This is a genomic window from Actinoplanes sp. NPDC051405 (genome assembly GCF_055586185.1).
Window position 1 is genome coordinate 200,004 of record NZ_JBVJIR010000017.1, and the last position, 15,681, is coordinate 215,684.

Genomic DNA, 15,681 nt, shown 5'->3' on the forward strand with positions numbered 1-15,681 from the left:
ATCACGTTCACCGCACGTTCTGCTCGAGGTTCATCGGCGGCAGGGCCTGGCCGGTTCGGGCGACATGCCCGATGCGGGACGTCAGCTTGCGAAGCGCACCCAGGCTCCCGATGCGTGCGGCCAGCCGCAGGACCCGCACGCCGACCTCGGACCTCGGGTAGAACAGCCCCGGCGTGCCCGGCGGCAGCTGCTGCGCGTCCTCGATCAATGGCCGCATCCATCCTTCGTAACGGGTGAGCGCGGCACCGAGCTCAGCAGGCTCCGCCCGGCTGAGATACGCGGCCAGCACGTATGCCCCCACCATCGCCAGCGAGGTCCCGCCCCCGCCCAGCGGAGTCACGCACCAGGCCGCGTCGCCGGTGACGCAGACCCGCCCCTTCGACCATGAGGTCAACCTGATCTGGGTGAGGTGATCCACGTACACGTCATCGGAGGATTCGAAGCCGGCGACGACCCGCCCGGCCTGCCACCCGGCGTTGTGGAACGTGCGGCGTAACTCGGCGCGGGCCTGGTCGAGCGGCAGGTCGGCGAGGTTCTGCCCGCGGCTGGTGAAGGCCAGGGTCGCGCGCGTGCTGCCCTTGTTGTCGGGCCGCAGGGTGATCTGGCGGCCACCCTGCGCCGAGTACCAGCGCCACCAACGGTCGTCGTCCGCGGTCCGGAGAATCGTCCCGTAGGCCATGTTCAGCCCGAGCTCCCGCCGGGAGACCGCGGCACCGAGGACGAGATCCCGGGTCCGGGACCGGACGCCTTCCGCGATGATCAGCAAGTCGTACTGCGCTACCGTTCCCGATCGCAACGCCACCTCCACATACGAGCTCTCGTCGCGGACGGTCTCGATCTGATCGCCGTACCGCACGGAGACCCGGTCGGGCAATTGGTCGAGGATGACCCGGGCCAGATCGCCGCGCAGAATCTCCAGTTCCGCGGTGGGACCGTCCGGGTCCTCGACGGGGAACCTCGCTATGACGCAACCCTTGCCGTCGAGCACGCTGGTGCCTTCCTCGGTGGTGCTCTGCCGGCGTACCGCTTCGGCAAGTCCCATCCGATCCAGGACTTCCCGGGCCGTACCCCGCACCCGATGTTCTGCCCGCCGTCGCGGAACGCGCCGAACCGCTCGACGACCTCGACATCCCATCCGGCCCGACCGAGCCAGAACGCAGTGCTGAGGCCCGCGATGCCGGCCCCCGAGATCAGCGCCCGTGGCGCGGTGATGGTCATAAAACAGTTCTACCGTGTGATTGTTTTACCGTCAAACTGTTTGATGATGATAAAGTCTCGGCGTGACCGGTACCCAGCGAGACCGCCTGCTCGAAGGCCTCCGCGACCACGGCATGGCCTTCGCCGAGCTCGGCCGCCATTTCGGTACGCGGATGGGCCTGCACACCACCGACGCGAACGCGATCGTGGAGATCCTTTCGGCGGAGGACCGCGGCGCACCCCTGACCCAGGCCGCCCTGAGCCACCGCATCGGCCTGACCCCCGGGGCGACGTCCTCGCTGCTCAACCGCCTGGAGAAAGCCGGCCACGTGACCCGGGTACGGGACAGCGCGGATCGCCGCATCGTGACCCTGCGCGCAACCGAAGGGGTCGAGGAAATGCTGGCGAGTTTCTTCGGCCCCCTCGTCGGCCACGTCGACGCGATGATGGCGCGGTACTCGCCTGAAGAACTGGCCCACGCCGAACGCTTCATCACCGACTTCGTGGCCACGATGAACGGCTACATCAAGGAAGTCGCCCGCCCGGACGACCGATAGAGCCTTTCGGCAACATTGCAGGAGCGGCTGGCCGTCCTCAGTGGAGTGCCTGGTCCATCTGCGCTCTATCCGGCCACATTCGACCGTCGCGGCAAGGCGTCGACGCCGAGCACCCGCGCCGTGCGTTCGTAAACCGCCGCCGCCAGCTCGGTGCCGCGGGCCTGCGCCGGTGGAGTCGCGCTCGCCCCCTTGGCGAAGAAGCCGCCGTTCGGGGCCGGAGGCGTCATGGCCGTGGCGAGCAGTAACGGCGTCCTGGCCGCTTTGGCCGGCGCCTGGGCGAAGAGGCCGCTGACCGAGGACACGGCCTTGAGCAGACCGCCTGACTTGCCACTGAAGCCGGTCCTGATGACGCCGGGGTTGGCACTGTAGGCGTTCATGCCGGCCGGAAGCCGATCCGCGAGCGCGACGGTCGCCAGCACGCCGGCGAGCTTGGCGGTGCCGTACACAGCGAGCTGCGAGAACCGGTCGCGCCAGGAGACGCCGGTGACGTCCGGGTCGTCGGCGTCGAGGCGCCCGCGGGTCACCAGGTCGCTGGAGATGGTGATGATGCGAGCGTCGGCGGCGAACAGGCCGTCGGCGACCAGCAGGTGCGTGAGCTGGAACGGCGCCAAGTGGTTGAGGGCGTGCGTGCGCTCCACGCCGTCGGCGGTCTCCGCGTACCCGGGAAACGCTGCTCCGGCGTTGTTGATCAGCACGTCGACGCGTTCGACGGAGTCCCGGATTCGTGCGGCGAGCCTGCGAACGTCGTCGCGGTCGATGAGGTCTGCGTGCAGCGCGTGGACCGTACGGCCGCGGGCATCCGGGGCAAGAGCGTGTCGCGCGGCGAGGGCACTGTCCGCGTCCCGGGTGACCGCGACGATGTCGAACCCGGCGGCCAGCAGGTGCCGGGCGGTGGCACTCCCGAGGCCGCCGGCCGCGCCGGTGATGACGGCGGTGCGTGTGGTCATGGCAGCACTCCTGTTCAGCTGAGGATCTGGAGGATGACGTCAGCCCGATGTCCGTCCCCGGCCGGGCGTACGGCCGGCCAGCTGCCCGGCGAACCCTTGGCCATGCGGATCTCGATGTCGGTGGTGTTGCGGTACGGACCCCGACCCCGTCCCGCATACGGCGGCAGCGACTGGATGTGCGCGGCGAAGTCGTCGGAGAAGTACAACTCGGTGCCCAGCAACGCCTTGCCGCCAAGGCTGACCCGTACGTGAATGTGCAACGTCCGCGGCGTGTACCAGCCCGGCACGATGGTCTGGAATTCGACGTACCCGGAATCGTCGGTGACCTGCCGCCCGCGCAGGAACATCGCCGAGTCCGTGGGCCGGAACCGCCGCAGCGTCAACGAAACCAGGGCAGGAAACTTGTCCGCGCCGTAACGCTGATAACCGGAGTAGATGCCGTCGGCGTCGCAGTGCCAGATCTCGACCATCGCGCCGGCGACCGGCGCGAGCGTGCCGACATCCACGGTACGGATGCGGAGCAGCAGCGGAACTCCGTCCCGCCCCTCCCGGACATCACGCCGAAGCGGCGAACCCGCCACGTAGTACGGCCCGTTCCCTTGGTTCGCCGTGGCCTGATCCGGGTCGAGGGTGGCCGCACGCCGGATGGCCGCATCGTTGTCGATCAAGCCCAGCAACGTCGTCAGCACCCGCCGGCGAACCCGGTCCCGCACCGACTCCCGCCTCCCCGCGATCGCGTCCATGCCGCCTCCCCGATCGAAATGCTTGGACGCTCCAAGCATCGGCCATGCTCCCGGCAAAGCTTGGACTAGTCAAGTATTGGAGAGTCCAAGCTTCTGGGTACGATGAGGCCATGGACGGCGAGTCGTTGACATACCAGTTGCTACGGCTGGTGCACGCCATGGACGGCGCGACCAACGCGCGGATCGAGGACGTCCTCGCCGAGCTGAAACTCACCCACGCCTTGGCCGACGCCCTGTGGCAGCTGGAGCCGTCGGCCCCGGCGCCCTCGATGCGGCAGATGGCCGCCAAGCTGGGCTGCGACCCGTCAACGGTGACGTTTCTCGCCGACCGCCTGGAGCAGCTGGGCTACGCCGAACGCGCGGCAGCCCCCGGCGACCGGCGCACCAAGGCGCTGCACCTGACCGAAGCCGGCCGCGCGGCCCGGCACCGCCTGGTCGAGACAGCTACGACCCGCACACCGATCGCCCGCCTGACCGACGCCGAACAGCGCCGCCTTCACCGCCTGTTAATCAAAGCGATGGAGCCCCCTGGGCCGGAATACTCAGCCGAATGACCCTGCTTCGACCTCGCGCCCTCAAGCCCGGAGATCTGGTCGTCATCGCGGCGCTGTCCGGACCGCTCGAAGCCGTCTACGAGCCCAACATCGATAAGACGGTGGTCGTGCTCGAACGGATGGGCTTCCGCGTACGCCGGGCACCGCTGCTCGAAGCAGGACGCCACCATTGGTGGAGCGCGGCAACGCCAGCGGAAATCGCCGCAGAATTGAACGCCCTGCTGCGTGACCCCGACGTGCGCGCGATCATCGCGAACGACGGCGGCCAGACGGCACTCGGCTACCTCGATCTCATCGACGTCGAGGCGATCAGGGCCGACCCCAAGCCGATCCTCGGTTACAGCGACATCTCACTGCTGCATCTGGTGCTCTATGCCCGTACCGGATTGGTCGGATTCCACGCCGACATGGCCACCCCCGGCTTCGGCGGAAATTGGCAGACCGCTTCGGCTGCACGCCGAGCGGAACTCGAGGATCTCTACACCAGATTGCTTACCAGCCCGGAGGCAATAGGTGCGCTTCCCGCGAGCGAGACCTGGGAATGCTGGCGCGCCGGGCGCACCGAGGGCCGGCTGATCGGCGGAGTCATCAACCGCATTGTGCTGGCCCAGGCGACGCCGTTCGCGCTGCCGCTCGAAAGCTTCGACGGGGCGGTGCTGTTCTGGGAGGAAATGGGCGGGCTGGCCTCGTACGTGTGGAGCTATCTGCAGGTGATGCGGCACAGCGGCATCCTCGATCGCATCTCGGGCATGGTCGTGGGCATTCCCCGCGAAATCGATGGACTGGAGGATCTGAGTCTGCGCGAGATAGTCCTCGACGTCCTGGGCGACCGCGACATCCCGGTCCTGGGCAACGTCGAGGTCGGTCACGCCGGCCCGAACCTTCCGATGCCGGTCGGCATCCGCGTCGCCCTCGACGCCCAGCAACGGAAACTGTCCCTCCTCGAACCGGCGACAAGAAATCCGCACCCCGATCGAGGCAACCGGCGCTGAACCCCCGGCAGGCCCAAATCGCCGAAGTCATCCGCCAACCGCCCGGCGACCCGACTCGGACACGCACCTCGACATAACGATCATCTACGAATCGGTATCGGTCGACGGACTCCGACCGGTGCGTTATCGTTCGAAGGTCGTCAATGTCTGAACCCATTGCGAGGACGTCCATGAAAACGCGAAGTGCCCTGGTGACCGCAGGCGCGGCCGGTCTCCTGCTGGTCGCCGGCACGACCGCGGCGACGGTCGCGCAGGCCGCTGACCTTCCGCCCGGCGCCCCGGCCGGAGTCTGCCCGACCGGCACCGAGCACGGCCCGCCGCTCGCCTCGCCGACGACCACCGCTTCGCGACTCATCGGCGGCCGCACATTTCTCGAAGGCCCGGCCTGGGTCGCTGATCCCGGCTACCTACTGATGTCCGACATGCGCGCGGCGACCGGCCCGCAGCGCGTGCAACCGTCGACCATCCTGCGATACACCCCCGGTTCAGCAACGGTCGAGACGGTGATCGCCGAGTCCGGCAGCAACGGCCTGGCCATTTCTCCGGACGGGCAATCGGTGGTCGCGGCCACCCACGATCAGCGCAGCGTCTCCCGCTATCAACTCGCCGATTTCTCCCGGCAAGTGGTGGCCGCCAACTTCCAGGGCGCGGCATTCAACTCGCCGAACGACGTGTCGATCCGTTCCGACGGCGTCGTCTATTTCACCGACCCCGACTTCCAGCGCGGCCGCCGAGCCGACGCGATGAATGGCCGGACCAGCGTCTTCCGCGTCTCCGGCGGGACGGTCTCACTGGTCGACGACGCCCTGCGGCAACCCAACGGCATCGCCCTGTCCCCCGACGGCAGCACCCTTTACGTCGGCGCCTACGGCGAAAACAGAATCTACAGCTATCCCGTACGGGCAGACGGCAGCACGGGCACCCGAACGCTGTTCGCCTCGATCGCCGGACCCGACGGCGGAACGATCGACTGCGCCGGCAATGTGTACTGGGCGTCCGGCACCGACGGCCTCGTCCACGTCTTCAGTCCCACCGGCACGCAACTGGGCACAATCACCTCCGGTGCGGGAACGACAAACGTGGCATTCGGCGGCGCAGACCGGCAGACCCTGTTCATCACTTCCGGACGCACGGGCGATTCCGGGCTGTACAGCGTGCACCTGGGCGTGCCCGGCTACCCGTACTGAAATAGACGCTTTTGAAAGGCTCCTCATGACTGCACCACAGGCACTTTCCGGCCTGGTTGCCGTTCTGATCGCCGTACCGGTGGCCCTCGGATCTCCGGTCCGGGCGGCCGCGGCCGACACCCGGCCGCCCACCGCCCCGACCGGCCTCGCGGCCAGCGACCTCAGCTGCTCCTCGGTCACCTTGACCTGGTCGGCGTCCACCGACGACACCGGCGTCGCGTTCTACGACCTCTACCACGACGGCCAGGCGATCGGCTCGACCACCGCGGAAGTCCGCACGATCACGCTCGGTGTGGTGCCTGGCGCCCGGTGGGGCTTCTACGTCAACGCCCGGGACGCCGCCGGCAACGTCTCTCAGGCCAGCAACACGGTGTCGGTCACTCCGCCGTTCTGCTCGTCGGACACAACCGCGCCGAGCGTCCCGGCCGGAATCACCGGCAGTGCCGTCGGCACTGCGGTGACCCTGCGGTGGTCACCCGCGACCGACAACGTCGCCGTGACCGGCTACGACGTGCTGCGCGACGGTGCCAAAGTCGGAGGGCTCACCGGTACGGCGGCCAGCCCACCCGCCACCACATTTACTGACATCGGCCTCGCACCCGACACGACGTACACGTATACGGTGATCGCGCGCGACGCCCAGCGCAACACGTCAGCCCCCAGCGAACCGGCCGAGGTCCGCACCGGAAGCTCCTGCGCCGCCGTGTGCGCCGCCACCCAGGTGACCACGGAACGTGACCTGCCGTGGGGCCTGGTGCAACTACCGGACGGAACGGTCCTCTACGGCCAGCGCGACCTGTTCACCATCCAGGCAATGGCCGCGGACGGCACCGGAAAACACAGCATCGGCAAAGTCCCGGACGCCGCCGGCACCGACGGCGAAGGCGGCGTCCTTGGCCTGACGATTTCCCCGAGCTTCGCCACCGACCACTGGCTGTACGTCTACCACACCACGGCGACGGACAACCGCATCGTGCGTTTCCAGTACGACGGCACGCTGCGCACCGAATCCCGCGAAATCCTGGTGACGGGAATCCCCCGCAACAAGTACCACAACGGCGGCCGCCTGCGATTCGGCCCGGACGGCAAGCTCTATGCGGCCGCCGGCGACGGTCAGGACCCTGAGCAAGCACAGGATCTGGCCAGCCTCGGCGGAAAGGTATTGCGTATCAACCCGGACGGCTCAGTCCCGGACGACAACCCGTTCCCGGGCAGCGCGGTGTGGAGCTACGGCCACCGCAATCCGCAGGGCTTGGCATTCGACTCCCAGGGCCGGCTGTGGGAACAGGAATTCGGCAACAACGTGATGGACGAAACCAACCTCATCGTCAAGGGCGGCAACTACGGCTGGCCGGCCTGCGAAGGCACAATCGGCGATGCCTGCGCCAGCTTCATCGCCCCGGCCCAGACCTACCCCGTGGCGGCGGCGTCGTGCAGCGGAATCGCCATCGTCCGGGATGTCATGTACATCGCCTGCCTGCGCGGCACCCGCCTGTACCGAGCAGTGATCGACGGTGATCGCCTGACCGAGATCCAGCAGTACTACGTGGGTACCTATGGACGGCTGCGCACGGTCGAGCCCACCATCGACGGCAACCTGTGGCTGACCACCAGCACCGGCGGCGACAAGGACAGCATCCCCCGAAACAGCAACGAAAAGATTCTCAAAATCACCCTGGGCCAGGACTGAAGGAGATTGCTTGTAGCGCCTGCTGCGCCAGCCTGCGACCGGCTTCATAGTTACGCCGCTCGTTGGAGTCGACGGGATGGAGTAAAACCCGTCGCAGGCTCACCCGTACGGCCGGCAGCACTGCACCGAAGTGCTCGACCAGTTCGGCACGGACGCCGCGCTCGATGTGCTCGCAGCACCACGCCTCGAGGTCGTCGTCGCGGAATCGCCCGGGCCGCTCCTCGAGCGCGACCATGAAGGTGAAGCCTGCCGCATCGGTCCGCGGCTCGAAATCCGCGACGGCACGGGCGAAGCCGCTGCAGTTGGTCTGTGTCCCGGCGGTGACGTGAATAATGGTTGCGATCCGGCAGCCCCGACCGGCTGGACCTCGGCGTGCGACCCGCGCCGGCGTAGGTCGGCCTGAGCGCCGTTCTAACAGTCGTCTCAGGTTCGCTCGGTACGAAGTAGGCCTCGCCGGGCGACGCGGGTCTCGGCCTCGCGGCATGGCCGGACGCGCCGCGCCCTCCGGCGGCTGGACCGTCCACGCGTTCCTGAAAGGCAGCCATTCATGATCTCTGTGCTCGTGGTGGACGCCCAGCCGCTGCAACGCTTCGGGTTTCGCATGCTGCTGGAGAGCGCCTCCGACACCGAGATCGTCGGCGAGGCCGAGAACGGCGCCGAGGCCGTTCGGTGGACCACCGCGCTGCATCCCGACGTGGTACTGATGGACATCCGCATGCCGGGCGTCGACGGGATCGAGGCCACCCGGCGCATCGTCGCCGCCGGTGGGCGTTCGCGGATCCTGGTGCTGACGACGTTCGACGTGGACCGGTACGCGCTCGCCGCGCTGCGGGCCGGGGCGAGCGGCTTCCTGCTCAAGGACACCCGCCCGGAGGAGCTGCTCGCCGGCATCCGGGCCGTCGCCGCCGGAGACGCGGTGATCGCGCCGGCGCTGACTCGGCGGCTGCTCGACGCGTTCGCCGGCCGGCTCGGCGACGACCTCTGCGGGCCCGTGCGGGAGGATCCCCGGTTGGAATCCCTGACCGGCCGCGAGCGCGAGATCCTCGTCGCCATCGGGCACGGCCTCACCAACGGCGAAATCGCGCAACGGTTCACGCTGTCGGAGTCGACGGTGAAGACCCACGTCGGGCGGGTCCTCGCCAAGATCGGCGCACGGGACCGGATTCAGGCCGTCATCCTCGCCTACAACCTCAGACTCACACGGCCGATCTAGCGTTGTGAGTTCAGTTCGAAAGTGAGTGAGCTCAGAGCTAGTCTTCGGCTTGTTGACCTCAGTGAGCTCACACACGTTCGACGCTTCGTCAGGACTTGCGGGGGGAGACCGTCATGATGCCGATGCACATCTCGTCGCTGGTGCCGTCGCCCCACACCACGTAGCGCGGCGGCAGCTTGCTCAGCTGTGGCAGCTGTTTGCGCAGCCCCGCGTCGTGCGTACACGTCGTCCGCAGCGTGTCCCCCGGACCGATCTCCACCGGCGACGGCAGCTTCATCAACCGCTGGTTGTCGAAGTCGAACTGCGGCACGTCCAGCAGGACCTTGGCGTTCGGCTTACCCGGGTTGAGTTCGACCTTGATGGCCCGCCCGAGCATGTGCATGTGGCCGAAACCGGCGTACACCGTCACCGGCTCCTCCACCTTGTGGTCGCAGGTCTGGGTGTCACCGGGCTTCGGCGCGCCGCCCTGATTGCATTCCTCCACCTGCTCGTCCGCCATTTCGCCGACATCCGGCCCGAACCGCTTCGTCACGTCCGCGATCGAGGCCGCACGGTCACAGAGCGGACCCGACTCGTCGGCGGCGCAGGGCAGATCGGTCGGCGCGTCGAGCGACCACGTCTCGAGTTCCCGGGTCTGCGGCGTGCCGTCGGTCAGCCGCAGCCGCACCGCCGAGCGGTCCGACCCGGCCGGCTTGCCGTCGGTCGTCAAAAGGTTGTAGTGCATCTGGAAGATGATCAGGGTGCCCGGCTCCAGCTTGTGGCCGGCGTCCTGGGTGAGCAGCGTCTCCGTGGCACCCGGCGCCCAGGTGTCCACCCATACCGCGCCCGGTTCGTCGTCCTCCACGTCGGCGCCCTTCACGCCGGTCCCGCCGAAACACTGCCAGCCGGGGCCGGGGGTCTTCGCGTCCTGCTCGCGCACCAGGGCCGCTTTGCCCGGCCGCACCGCGTAGACGATGGCGTGGTGGGCGACGGCGACGTTCTCGGGCATGACCTGGGTCCCGGTCAGGAACGCCGTCCTGGTCAGACCCGGATCGATCACCTGGCACCGGTACTCGTCCGAGCCGCCGCCCGCCGGCGGCGCGGGTGTGTAGGCCTCGGCCATCTTCAGGTCGAGGAACCGCTCGCCGGCGCGCAGCGGCAGCGGCGGAGCCGACGACCCGCCCGCGTGCGCGCTGTGCGAGCCGGCCGCGGCGGGCGCCGCACTGTTGTCGGCGTCCGACCCGCACGCGACGACAGCGAACGCCGTCGCCAGCGCCATGGTGGCCGCCCCGAACCTCCGCAGTGGACTCTTGGGTCTCGTCATAGCCAGAACGCTAGGACCGATTCCGTCCCGTTCCGTCGTACCACGGTCGTCATCTTCGGCCTGGAAGCGGTACGACGGTACGACGCGGATCCCCCTGAGGCGGCCCGACCCGGACGTCGTCACTGCGGTGACCCGGTCGGCGGATCTGCTGCGCCAGGGTTGTGAGCTCCTGCTCGACCTCGTCCACCGCGCGGAGGCCTGCGACGCCGCGGCCTTGCCTACCCGACGCCACCACGCTGGTGCGTGCGCTGGGCACCTGGTTCGGCCGATCGGCCTAAGCCGATTAATGATCGTCTCAGATTCGCTCGGTACCAAGTAGGCGTCCGACAAGCGATGTAACACGTATGCAGGAGGCCAGAATGGCAGTCGACGTAGCGCCGTCCGGGGAAGCTCCGCCCGGTCGGCTGGCCGGCCGGTGGGTGCCGTGGTTGGTGATCGGGTTGTGGGTGGCGCTGGCGGCGGTCATGGTGCCACTGAGCGGAAAGTTGAGTTCGGTCACCACCGACAGCGCCGTGGACACCCTGCCGGCCAGTGCCGAATCCACCAAGGTGGCGGTGCTGGAGGACAGACTCCCCGGCGGGGAGGACAACACGTTCGTCTTCGTGTATCACCGCGCCGGCGGCCTGACCGACACCGACCGCGCGACGGTCGAGCGCCACTACAACACCCTGGCCAAGCGGTACCCACCGAAGGTGGCGGCCCCGGCCGACGAGGACGACGAGGGCCCAGCGACGAGACCCTCCACCGACGGCAAGGCGATGATGTTCACCCTCGACGTGAGCACGACCTACGGCGCACCGGAGACCCTCGTCGGCCCGTTGCGTGACGCCGCGCAGGACCGCCCCGCCGGCCTGGACCTCGACGTGACCGGCCCGGCCGCGATCGACGGCGACATGGACGCCGTCTTCGACGGCATCGACCTGCAGGTCTTCCTCACCACCGTCATCGTCGTCACGCTCCTGCTCATCCTCACCTACCGCAGCCCGGTGTTGTGGTTCATCCCGCTCCTGGCCGTGGGCGCGGCCGCACTGACCGCGATGGCGACCGTCTACCTGCTCGTCAAGGGCTTCGGCATCGTGGTCAACGACCAGAACTCGGCGCTGCTGACGATCCTGGTGTTCGGCGTCGGCACGGACTACGCGCTGTTGCTCATCGCTCGATACCGGGAGGCACTGCACCACCACGAGAACGTCCGGGTCGCGATGGTCCATGCGCTACGCGGCGCGGCGCCGGCCATCGTCGCGTCCGCGGCCACCGTGGTCGCCGGCCTGCTCTGCCTGCTCGTCGCGGACCTGAACAGCACCAGCGGGTTGGGCCCGATCGGTGCGGCCGGCATCCTGTGCGCGCTGGTGGCCATGTTGACGCTGTTCCCGGCGATGCTCGTGGTGCTCGGCAGGCGGATCTTCTGGCCGGCCATCCCACGCTTCAGCACGGCCATGGAGGAGAAGCCGGGGCTGTGGGCACGGCTCGGCACCGCCATCAGCCGCCGCCGGTGGGTGGCTACGCTCGGCTCGCTCGGAGTCCTCGGCGTGCTCGCCATCGGGCTGACGGGCAACACCGGCGCCCTGCGGGAGCAGGACCAGTTCCTGAACGCGCCGGAGTCGGTCACCGGCTTCACCGTTCTCCGCCAGCACTTCCCGGAGCTCGGCGGCCAGCCGATGACGATCTTCACGCGACCGGCCTACCAGCAGCGGGTGCTCGACGTCGTCAAGGGCACTCCCGGCGTGGCCCAGGCCGTCCCGGGCCAGACCAGCGGTGGCTGGGCCGACATCTCAGTGTTCCCGACGGACGCGCCGGACACCGTCGCAGAGTACGACACGATCAAGCGGGTGCGCACCGCCGTGCACGCGGTGAACGGGGCGGAAGCGATGGTCGGCGGGCCGAGCGCGGAGAACCTCGACACCGAGGTGACCACCCGCCGCGACGAGAAGCTGGTGATCCCGCTGGTGCTCGCCGTCGTCCTGATCGTCCTCGGGCTGCTGCTCCGAGCGATCGTGGCCCCGCTGATCCTGATGGCCACCGTGATCGTCTCATTCGCCGCGGCCTTCGGCGGGAGCGTGTTCGTCTTCGACACGATCCTCGGGTTCAAGGGCATCGACTACTCGGTGCCGCTGCTGGCGTTCCTGTTCCTGGTGGCTCTCGGCGTCGACTACAACATCTTCCTGGCCTCCCGGGCCCGGGAGGAGACCGTGCGTCTCGGCACCAGAGACGGCATGCTCAAAGCCCTCTCCGCCACCGGTGGCGTCATCACCTCGGCCGGCTTGGTCCTGGCGGCCACGTTCGCGGTCCTCGCCACGCTTCCGCTGGTGATGCTGATCGAGGTCGGGTTCCTGGTCGCCTTCGGCGTGCTGCTCGACGCCCTGCTGGTGCGGTCGGTCCTGGTGCCCGCCCTCACCCTGCTGATCGGCCGGCGGATGTGGTGGCCGAGCCGGCTGTCCCGGCCGGTGGAGCCGCCGGACGGTCAACGGCCGCTCGTGAACGATGAGGAGCCCGCGCTGCAACGGTGAGCGCGGCGGCACGTACGAGATCCGGGACGGAGACCCAGACCCCGTCCCGGATCTTTTCGCCGGCCCGACGGCCGCCGCCCTTTGGTCCTGCGCCCCGCGCCGGGGCCGGGGTCGGCGCACCGCGGTGTCGAGCCTGGTGGTGGGCCGCTTGTCCTACGCCGCGCGGCCGCGGCCGGGGCCGGCGCACCGCGGCGTCGAGCCCGGTGGCGGGCCGCTTGTCCTGCGCCGGGAGGCCGGGGCCGGGGTCGGGCACACCGCGGTGTCGAGCCCGGTGGTGGGCCGCTTGTCCTGCGCCGAGAGGCCGGGGCCGGGGTCGGGCACACCGCGGTGTCGAGCCCGGTGGCGGGCCGCTTGTCCTGCGCCGCGCGGCCGGGGCCGGGGCACCGCGGTGTCCTGCCCCGACGGTGAGCCGCGCGGGGCCATCGTTCCTTGTCCCTGCGCCGCGCCGCCCGGGCGGGTCAGCGCATCGCGGTGTCCTCCCCGGCGGTGAGCCGCGCGATCGGGGCGGGCGGGGCCGCGGCCGGAAGGTCGACCCGAAGCAGCGCGCCACCGCGTGCGGAGCGGGCGACGGCGGCCCGGCCGCCGTGGGCGTCGACGACCCGCTGCACGATCGACAGCCCCAGACCGGATCCCGGCAACGCCCGGGCGCTGTCGGCACGGTAGAACCGGTCGAACACCCGCGGTACGTCGGCAGCGTCGATACCCGGCCCGGCGTCGTCGACCTCGAGCACCGCCGACGCCCCTTCGGCACGGAGCCGCACCTGGACCGGCTGATCCGCGGGGGACCATTTGCCGGCGTTGTCGATGAGGTTGAGCACCGCCCGTTGCAGCGCAGCGGGACGCCCGCTCACCCACACGGAGGTCACGTCGAGCGCGATCTCGATGTCGGGTACCCGGGAACGCGCCCGGGTCGCGGCGGCCAGCACCACGTCGGCGAGGTCGAGCAGCTCGGTGCTCTCGTCGCTGACGTCACCGCGCGCCAGGTCGGTCAGCTCGGCGGCAAGGGTGCTCAACTCGGCCACCTGGGCGCCGAGGTCGTTGAGCAGCCGGCTCCGGCTCTCGGCCGGCAGTGCGCTGTCCAGCGTGCCGCGCCGATCGAGCCGGATCAGCAGCTCGACGTTGAGGCGCAGGCTGGTGAGCGGGGTCTTGAGCTCGTGGGCGGCGTCCTCGGCGAGGAGCCGCTGGGCCCGCCGGGAGTCCCGGAGCGCTGCCAGCATGTCGTTGATCGACCGGATCAGCCGCCGGATCTCCCCGCCGCCCTCATCCGGGATGTCGGCGTCGAGATCCCGGGTGCGTGCGACCCGTACCGCGGCGGCGGTCAGCCGGTCGATCGGGGCCAGCGCGGTCCGCGCTACGGTCCGCCCGACAAGGGCGCCGCCGACCACGCAGAACAGCCCGATCAGCAGCATGCCGAACCCGAACTGGTTGATCGGGCTGTCATCGGCGAGGTCGGCCACCTGGACCGCGCCGTCGACCGCCCGCAGCGTGTAGACGCGGTAGCCGTCGTTCCAGTCGGTCGACTCCAGCAGCTCGGTCGACGCGCCCTGCGCCACGCGCCCGGCGCGTTCGCTGACCGGGGGCAGCGCGGGTTGGCCGGCCGGCGTCCGGGTCGAGCCGTCGGGCAGGATGACCCGCACCAGCCGACCGGATCCGGGATACGGCGGTAGCTCTACCTGCGCCAGACCGGCGCGCTCCGCGTTCGTCGCCAGCACGCGGGAGTCGGCGCGCAGCTGTTCCTCGGCGGTATCCCTCAGCTTCCGGTCCATCAGCTCGCTGGCCACTTGAAAGGCCACGAACACGCTCACCGCGATGGCCGTCGCTGCGATCACCGTCAGCCTGGTCCGCAGGGACCACCGGCGCCACCAACGGGTCAGCCGGCGCGGTTCCCGGCCGGCGGGCCTGCTCACGGAGGAGTCTCCCGCAACGTGTATCCCAGGCCACGCAGCGTGTAGATCAATCGCGGCTCCCCCTCGGCCTCCATCTTGCGGCGCAGGTAGCTCACGTACACCTGAAGGTTGTTGGCGGTGGCGCTCATGTCGAAGCCCCAGATCGCCTCGAACAGCGCGTCCCGGGTCAACACCCGGGTCGCGTTGCGCACGAGGACCTGCAGCAGGGAGAACTCGGTCCGGGTCAGGCGCAGCGGCCGCCCGCCACGCCACGCCTCGAACCTGTCGGGATCGAGCCGGACGTCGGCGAACGACAGGATCTGCGACTCGCCGTCGCCCGGGGCGCGGCGGCGCAGCAGGGCCCGTACCCGGGCCAGCAACTCCTCGGTGGCGAACGGCTTGGGCAGATAGTCGTCAGCGCCCGCGTCCAGCCCCGCGACCCGGTCGGAGACCTGATCCCGGGCGGTCAGCATGAGCACCGGCAGATCCCGGCCCGCCGCCCGCAACCGCCGGCAGGTCTCCAACCCGCCGAGACGGGGCATCATCACGTCGAGGATCAACAGATCCAGCGTGTCACCGTCGGCCCCACCGACCCCGTCGAGCACGGCGAGCCCGTTGGCGACGGTGCTGGTGTCGTAACCCTCAACCTGGAGCACCCGCTCCAGCGACTCACGGATGGCCGCCTCGTCATCCGCGATCATGATCCGCACGCCGGTCCGCCTCCTTCCAGTGGATGCTTTTGCCGATCATCCTCCCCGATCAACCTGAGGCCAGGATTAGAACCGTGCCCGCGGGCCGTGCCCTTACGGACGCGCAAGTGGTCCGCGCCGTCAATTCGTCGGGGATGGGGACCAGCCGGTGGGCTCGTTGAGGCAGAGGCCGCTGAGGCAGCTCTGTTTCGCATC

General features: G+C 69.5%; 14 protein-coding genes. 8 read left to right on the top strand and 6 right to left on the bottom strand.

All coding sequences use genetic code 11. The annotated features are described in order from the left end of the window. Positions 1-7 precede the first annotated feature (7 nt). Positions 8-1,042: an FAD-dependent monooxygenase gene (locus ACZ6S4_RS32585; protein ID WP_465478588.1), complete on the bottom strand. Its 1,035-nt coding sequence runs from the start codon at positions 1,040-1,042 to the stop codon at positions 8-10. Between the two features lie 238 nt (positions 1,043-1,280). Between ACZ6S4_RS32585 and ACZ6S4_RS32590 the strand changes: the two genes are divergently transcribed. Next, entirely contained in the window at positions 1,281-1,754 is a 474-nt protein-coding gene (locus ACZ6S4_RS32590) for a MarR family winged helix-turn-helix transcriptional regulator (RefSeq protein WP_465478589.1), read from the top strand. A gap of 65 nt (positions 1,755-1,819) precedes the next feature. Here the strand turns inward: ACZ6S4_RS32590 and ACZ6S4_RS32595 are convergent, their stop codons facing one another. Together ACZ6S4_RS32595 and ACZ6S4_RS32600 are read right to left on the bottom strand one after the other, a co-directional pair. Continuing rightward, on the bottom strand, positions 1,820-2,701 hold the full coding sequence (locus tag ACZ6S4_RS32595; RefSeq protein ID WP_465478590.1) for an SDR family NAD(P)-dependent oxidoreductase: 882 nt from the start codon (positions 2,699-2,701) through the stop codon (positions 1,820-1,822). A 14-nt stretch (positions 2,702-2,715) separates the two neighbouring features. Beyond that, positions 2,716-3,444 (bottom strand): dioxygenase family protein, encoded by a 729-nt coding sequence (locus ACZ6S4_RS32600; protein WP_465478591.1) that lies wholly within the window; start codon positions 3,442-3,444, stop codon positions 2,716-2,718. A 110-nt stretch (positions 3,445-3,554) separates the two neighbouring features. Between ACZ6S4_RS32600 and ACZ6S4_RS32605 the strand changes: the two genes are divergently transcribed. The 6 genes from ACZ6S4_RS32605 (at position 3,555) to ACZ6S4_RS32630 (ending at position 9,080) form a co-directional block, all read left to right on the top strand. Continuing rightward, positions 3,555-3,998 carry a MarR family winged helix-turn-helix transcriptional regulator gene (locus ACZ6S4_RS32605; protein ID WP_465478592.1) on the top strand — a complete coding sequence of 148 codons (444 nt, stop codon included), beginning with the start codon at positions 3,555-3,557 and terminating at the stop codon, positions 3,996-3,998. After that, entirely contained in the window at positions 3,995-4,990 is a 996-nt protein-coding gene (locus ACZ6S4_RS32610) for a S66 peptidase family protein (protein ID WP_465478593.1), read from the top strand. The genes ACZ6S4_RS32605 and ACZ6S4_RS32610 overlap by 4 nt, the downstream gene beginning before the upstream one ends. 170 nt (positions 4,991-5,160) lie before the next feature. Continuing rightward, the gene (locus ACZ6S4_RS32615) at positions 5,161-6,177 is read left to right on the top strand and encodes an SMP-30/gluconolactonase/LRE family protein (protein WP_465478594.1); all 1,017 of its coding nucleotides are present in this window, start codon (positions 5,161-5,163) and stop codon (positions 6,175-6,177) included. Positions 6,178-6,358: 181 nt separating this feature from the next. After that, positions 6,359-7,867 carry a PQQ-dependent sugar dehydrogenase gene (locus tag ACZ6S4_RS32620; protein ID WP_465478595.1) on the top strand — a complete coding sequence of 503 codons (1,509 nt, stop codon included), beginning with the start codon at positions 6,359-6,361 and terminating at the stop codon, positions 7,865-7,867. 130 nt (positions 7,868-7,997) lie between these two features. Then, positions 7,998-8,270: a hypothetical protein gene (locus ACZ6S4_RS32625; protein WP_465478596.1), complete on the top strand. Its 273-nt coding sequence runs from the start codon at positions 7,998-8,000 to the stop codon at positions 8,268-8,270. Between the two features lie 144 nt (positions 8,271-8,414). Further along, on the top strand, positions 8,415-9,080 hold the full coding sequence (locus ACZ6S4_RS32630) for a response regulator (protein WP_465478597.1): 666 nt from the start codon (positions 8,415-8,417) through the stop codon (positions 9,078-9,080). 88 nt (positions 9,081-9,168) lie between these two features. Here the strand turns inward: ACZ6S4_RS32630 and ACZ6S4_RS32635 are convergent, their stop codons facing one another. Continuing rightward, positions 9,169-10,383 carry a monooxygenase gene (locus ACZ6S4_RS32635; RefSeq protein ID WP_465478598.1) on the bottom strand — a complete coding sequence of 405 codons (1,215 nt, stop codon included), beginning with the start codon at positions 10,381-10,383 and terminating at the stop codon, positions 9,169-9,171. A gap of 359 nt (positions 10,384-10,742) precedes the next feature. On the opposite strand from ACZ6S4_RS32635, the gene ACZ6S4_RS32640 reads away from it, so the two are divergent. Beyond that, complete coding sequence (locus ACZ6S4_RS32640) at positions 10,743-12,890, top strand: MMPL family transporter (protein WP_465478599.1); 2,148 nt, start codon at positions 10,743-10,745, stop codon at positions 12,888-12,890. 458 nt (positions 12,891-13,348) lie between these two features. On the opposite strand, the gene ACZ6S4_RS32645 is transcribed toward ACZ6S4_RS32640, so the two are convergent. After that, complete coding sequence (locus tag ACZ6S4_RS32645; RefSeq protein ID WP_465478600.1) at positions 13,349-14,797, bottom strand: sensor histidine kinase; 1,449 nt, start codon at positions 14,795-14,797, stop codon at positions 13,349-13,351. After that, entirely contained in the window at positions 14,794-15,477 is a 684-nt protein-coding gene (locus tag ACZ6S4_RS32650; protein WP_465478644.1) for a response regulator transcription factor, read from the bottom strand. Before ACZ6S4_RS32650 ends, ACZ6S4_RS32645 begins: the two co-directional genes overlap by 4 nt. Between the last annotated feature and the right edge of the window lie 204 nt (positions 15,478-15,681).

Coding starts and splice junctions, on each gene's coding strand:
- ACZ6S4_RS32585 (WP_465478588.1), bottom strand. CDS start 1,042: ATGGGACTTGCCGAAGCGGTACGCCGGCAGAGCACCACCGAGGAAGGC.
- ACZ6S4_RS32595 (WP_465478590.1), bottom strand. CDS start 2,701: ATGACCACACGCACCGCCGTCATCACCGGCGCGGCCGGCGGCCTCGGG.
- ACZ6S4_RS32600 (WP_465478591.1), bottom strand. CDS start 3,444: ATGGACGCGATCGCGGGGAGGCGGGAGTCGGTGCGGGACCGGGTTCGC.
- ACZ6S4_RS32605 (WP_465478592.1), top strand. CDS start 3,555: ATGGACGGCGAGTCGTTGACATACCAGTTGCTACGGCTGGTGCACGCC.
- ACZ6S4_RS32610 (WP_465478593.1), top strand. CDS start 3,995: ATGACCCTGCTTCGACCTCGCGCCCTCAAGCCCGGAGATCTGGTCGTC.
- ACZ6S4_RS32615 (WP_465478594.1), top strand. CDS start 5,161: ATGAAAACGCGAAGTGCCCTGGTGACCGCAGGCGCGGCCGGTCTCCTG.
- ACZ6S4_RS32630 (WP_465478597.1), top strand. CDS start 8,415: ATGATCTCTGTGCTCGTGGTGGACGCCCAGCCGCTGCAACGCTTCGGG.
- ACZ6S4_RS32635 (WP_465478598.1), bottom strand. CDS start 10,383: ATGACGAGACCCAAGAGTCCACTGCGGAGGTTCGGGGCGGCCACCATG.
- ACZ6S4_RS32640 (WP_465478599.1), top strand. CDS start 10,743: ATGGCAGTCGACGTAGCGCCGTCCGGGGAAGCTCCGCCCGGTCGGCTG.
- ACZ6S4_RS32650 (WP_465478644.1), bottom strand. CDS start 15,477: ATGATCGCGGATGACGAGGCGGCCATCCGTGAGTCGCTGGAGCGGGTG.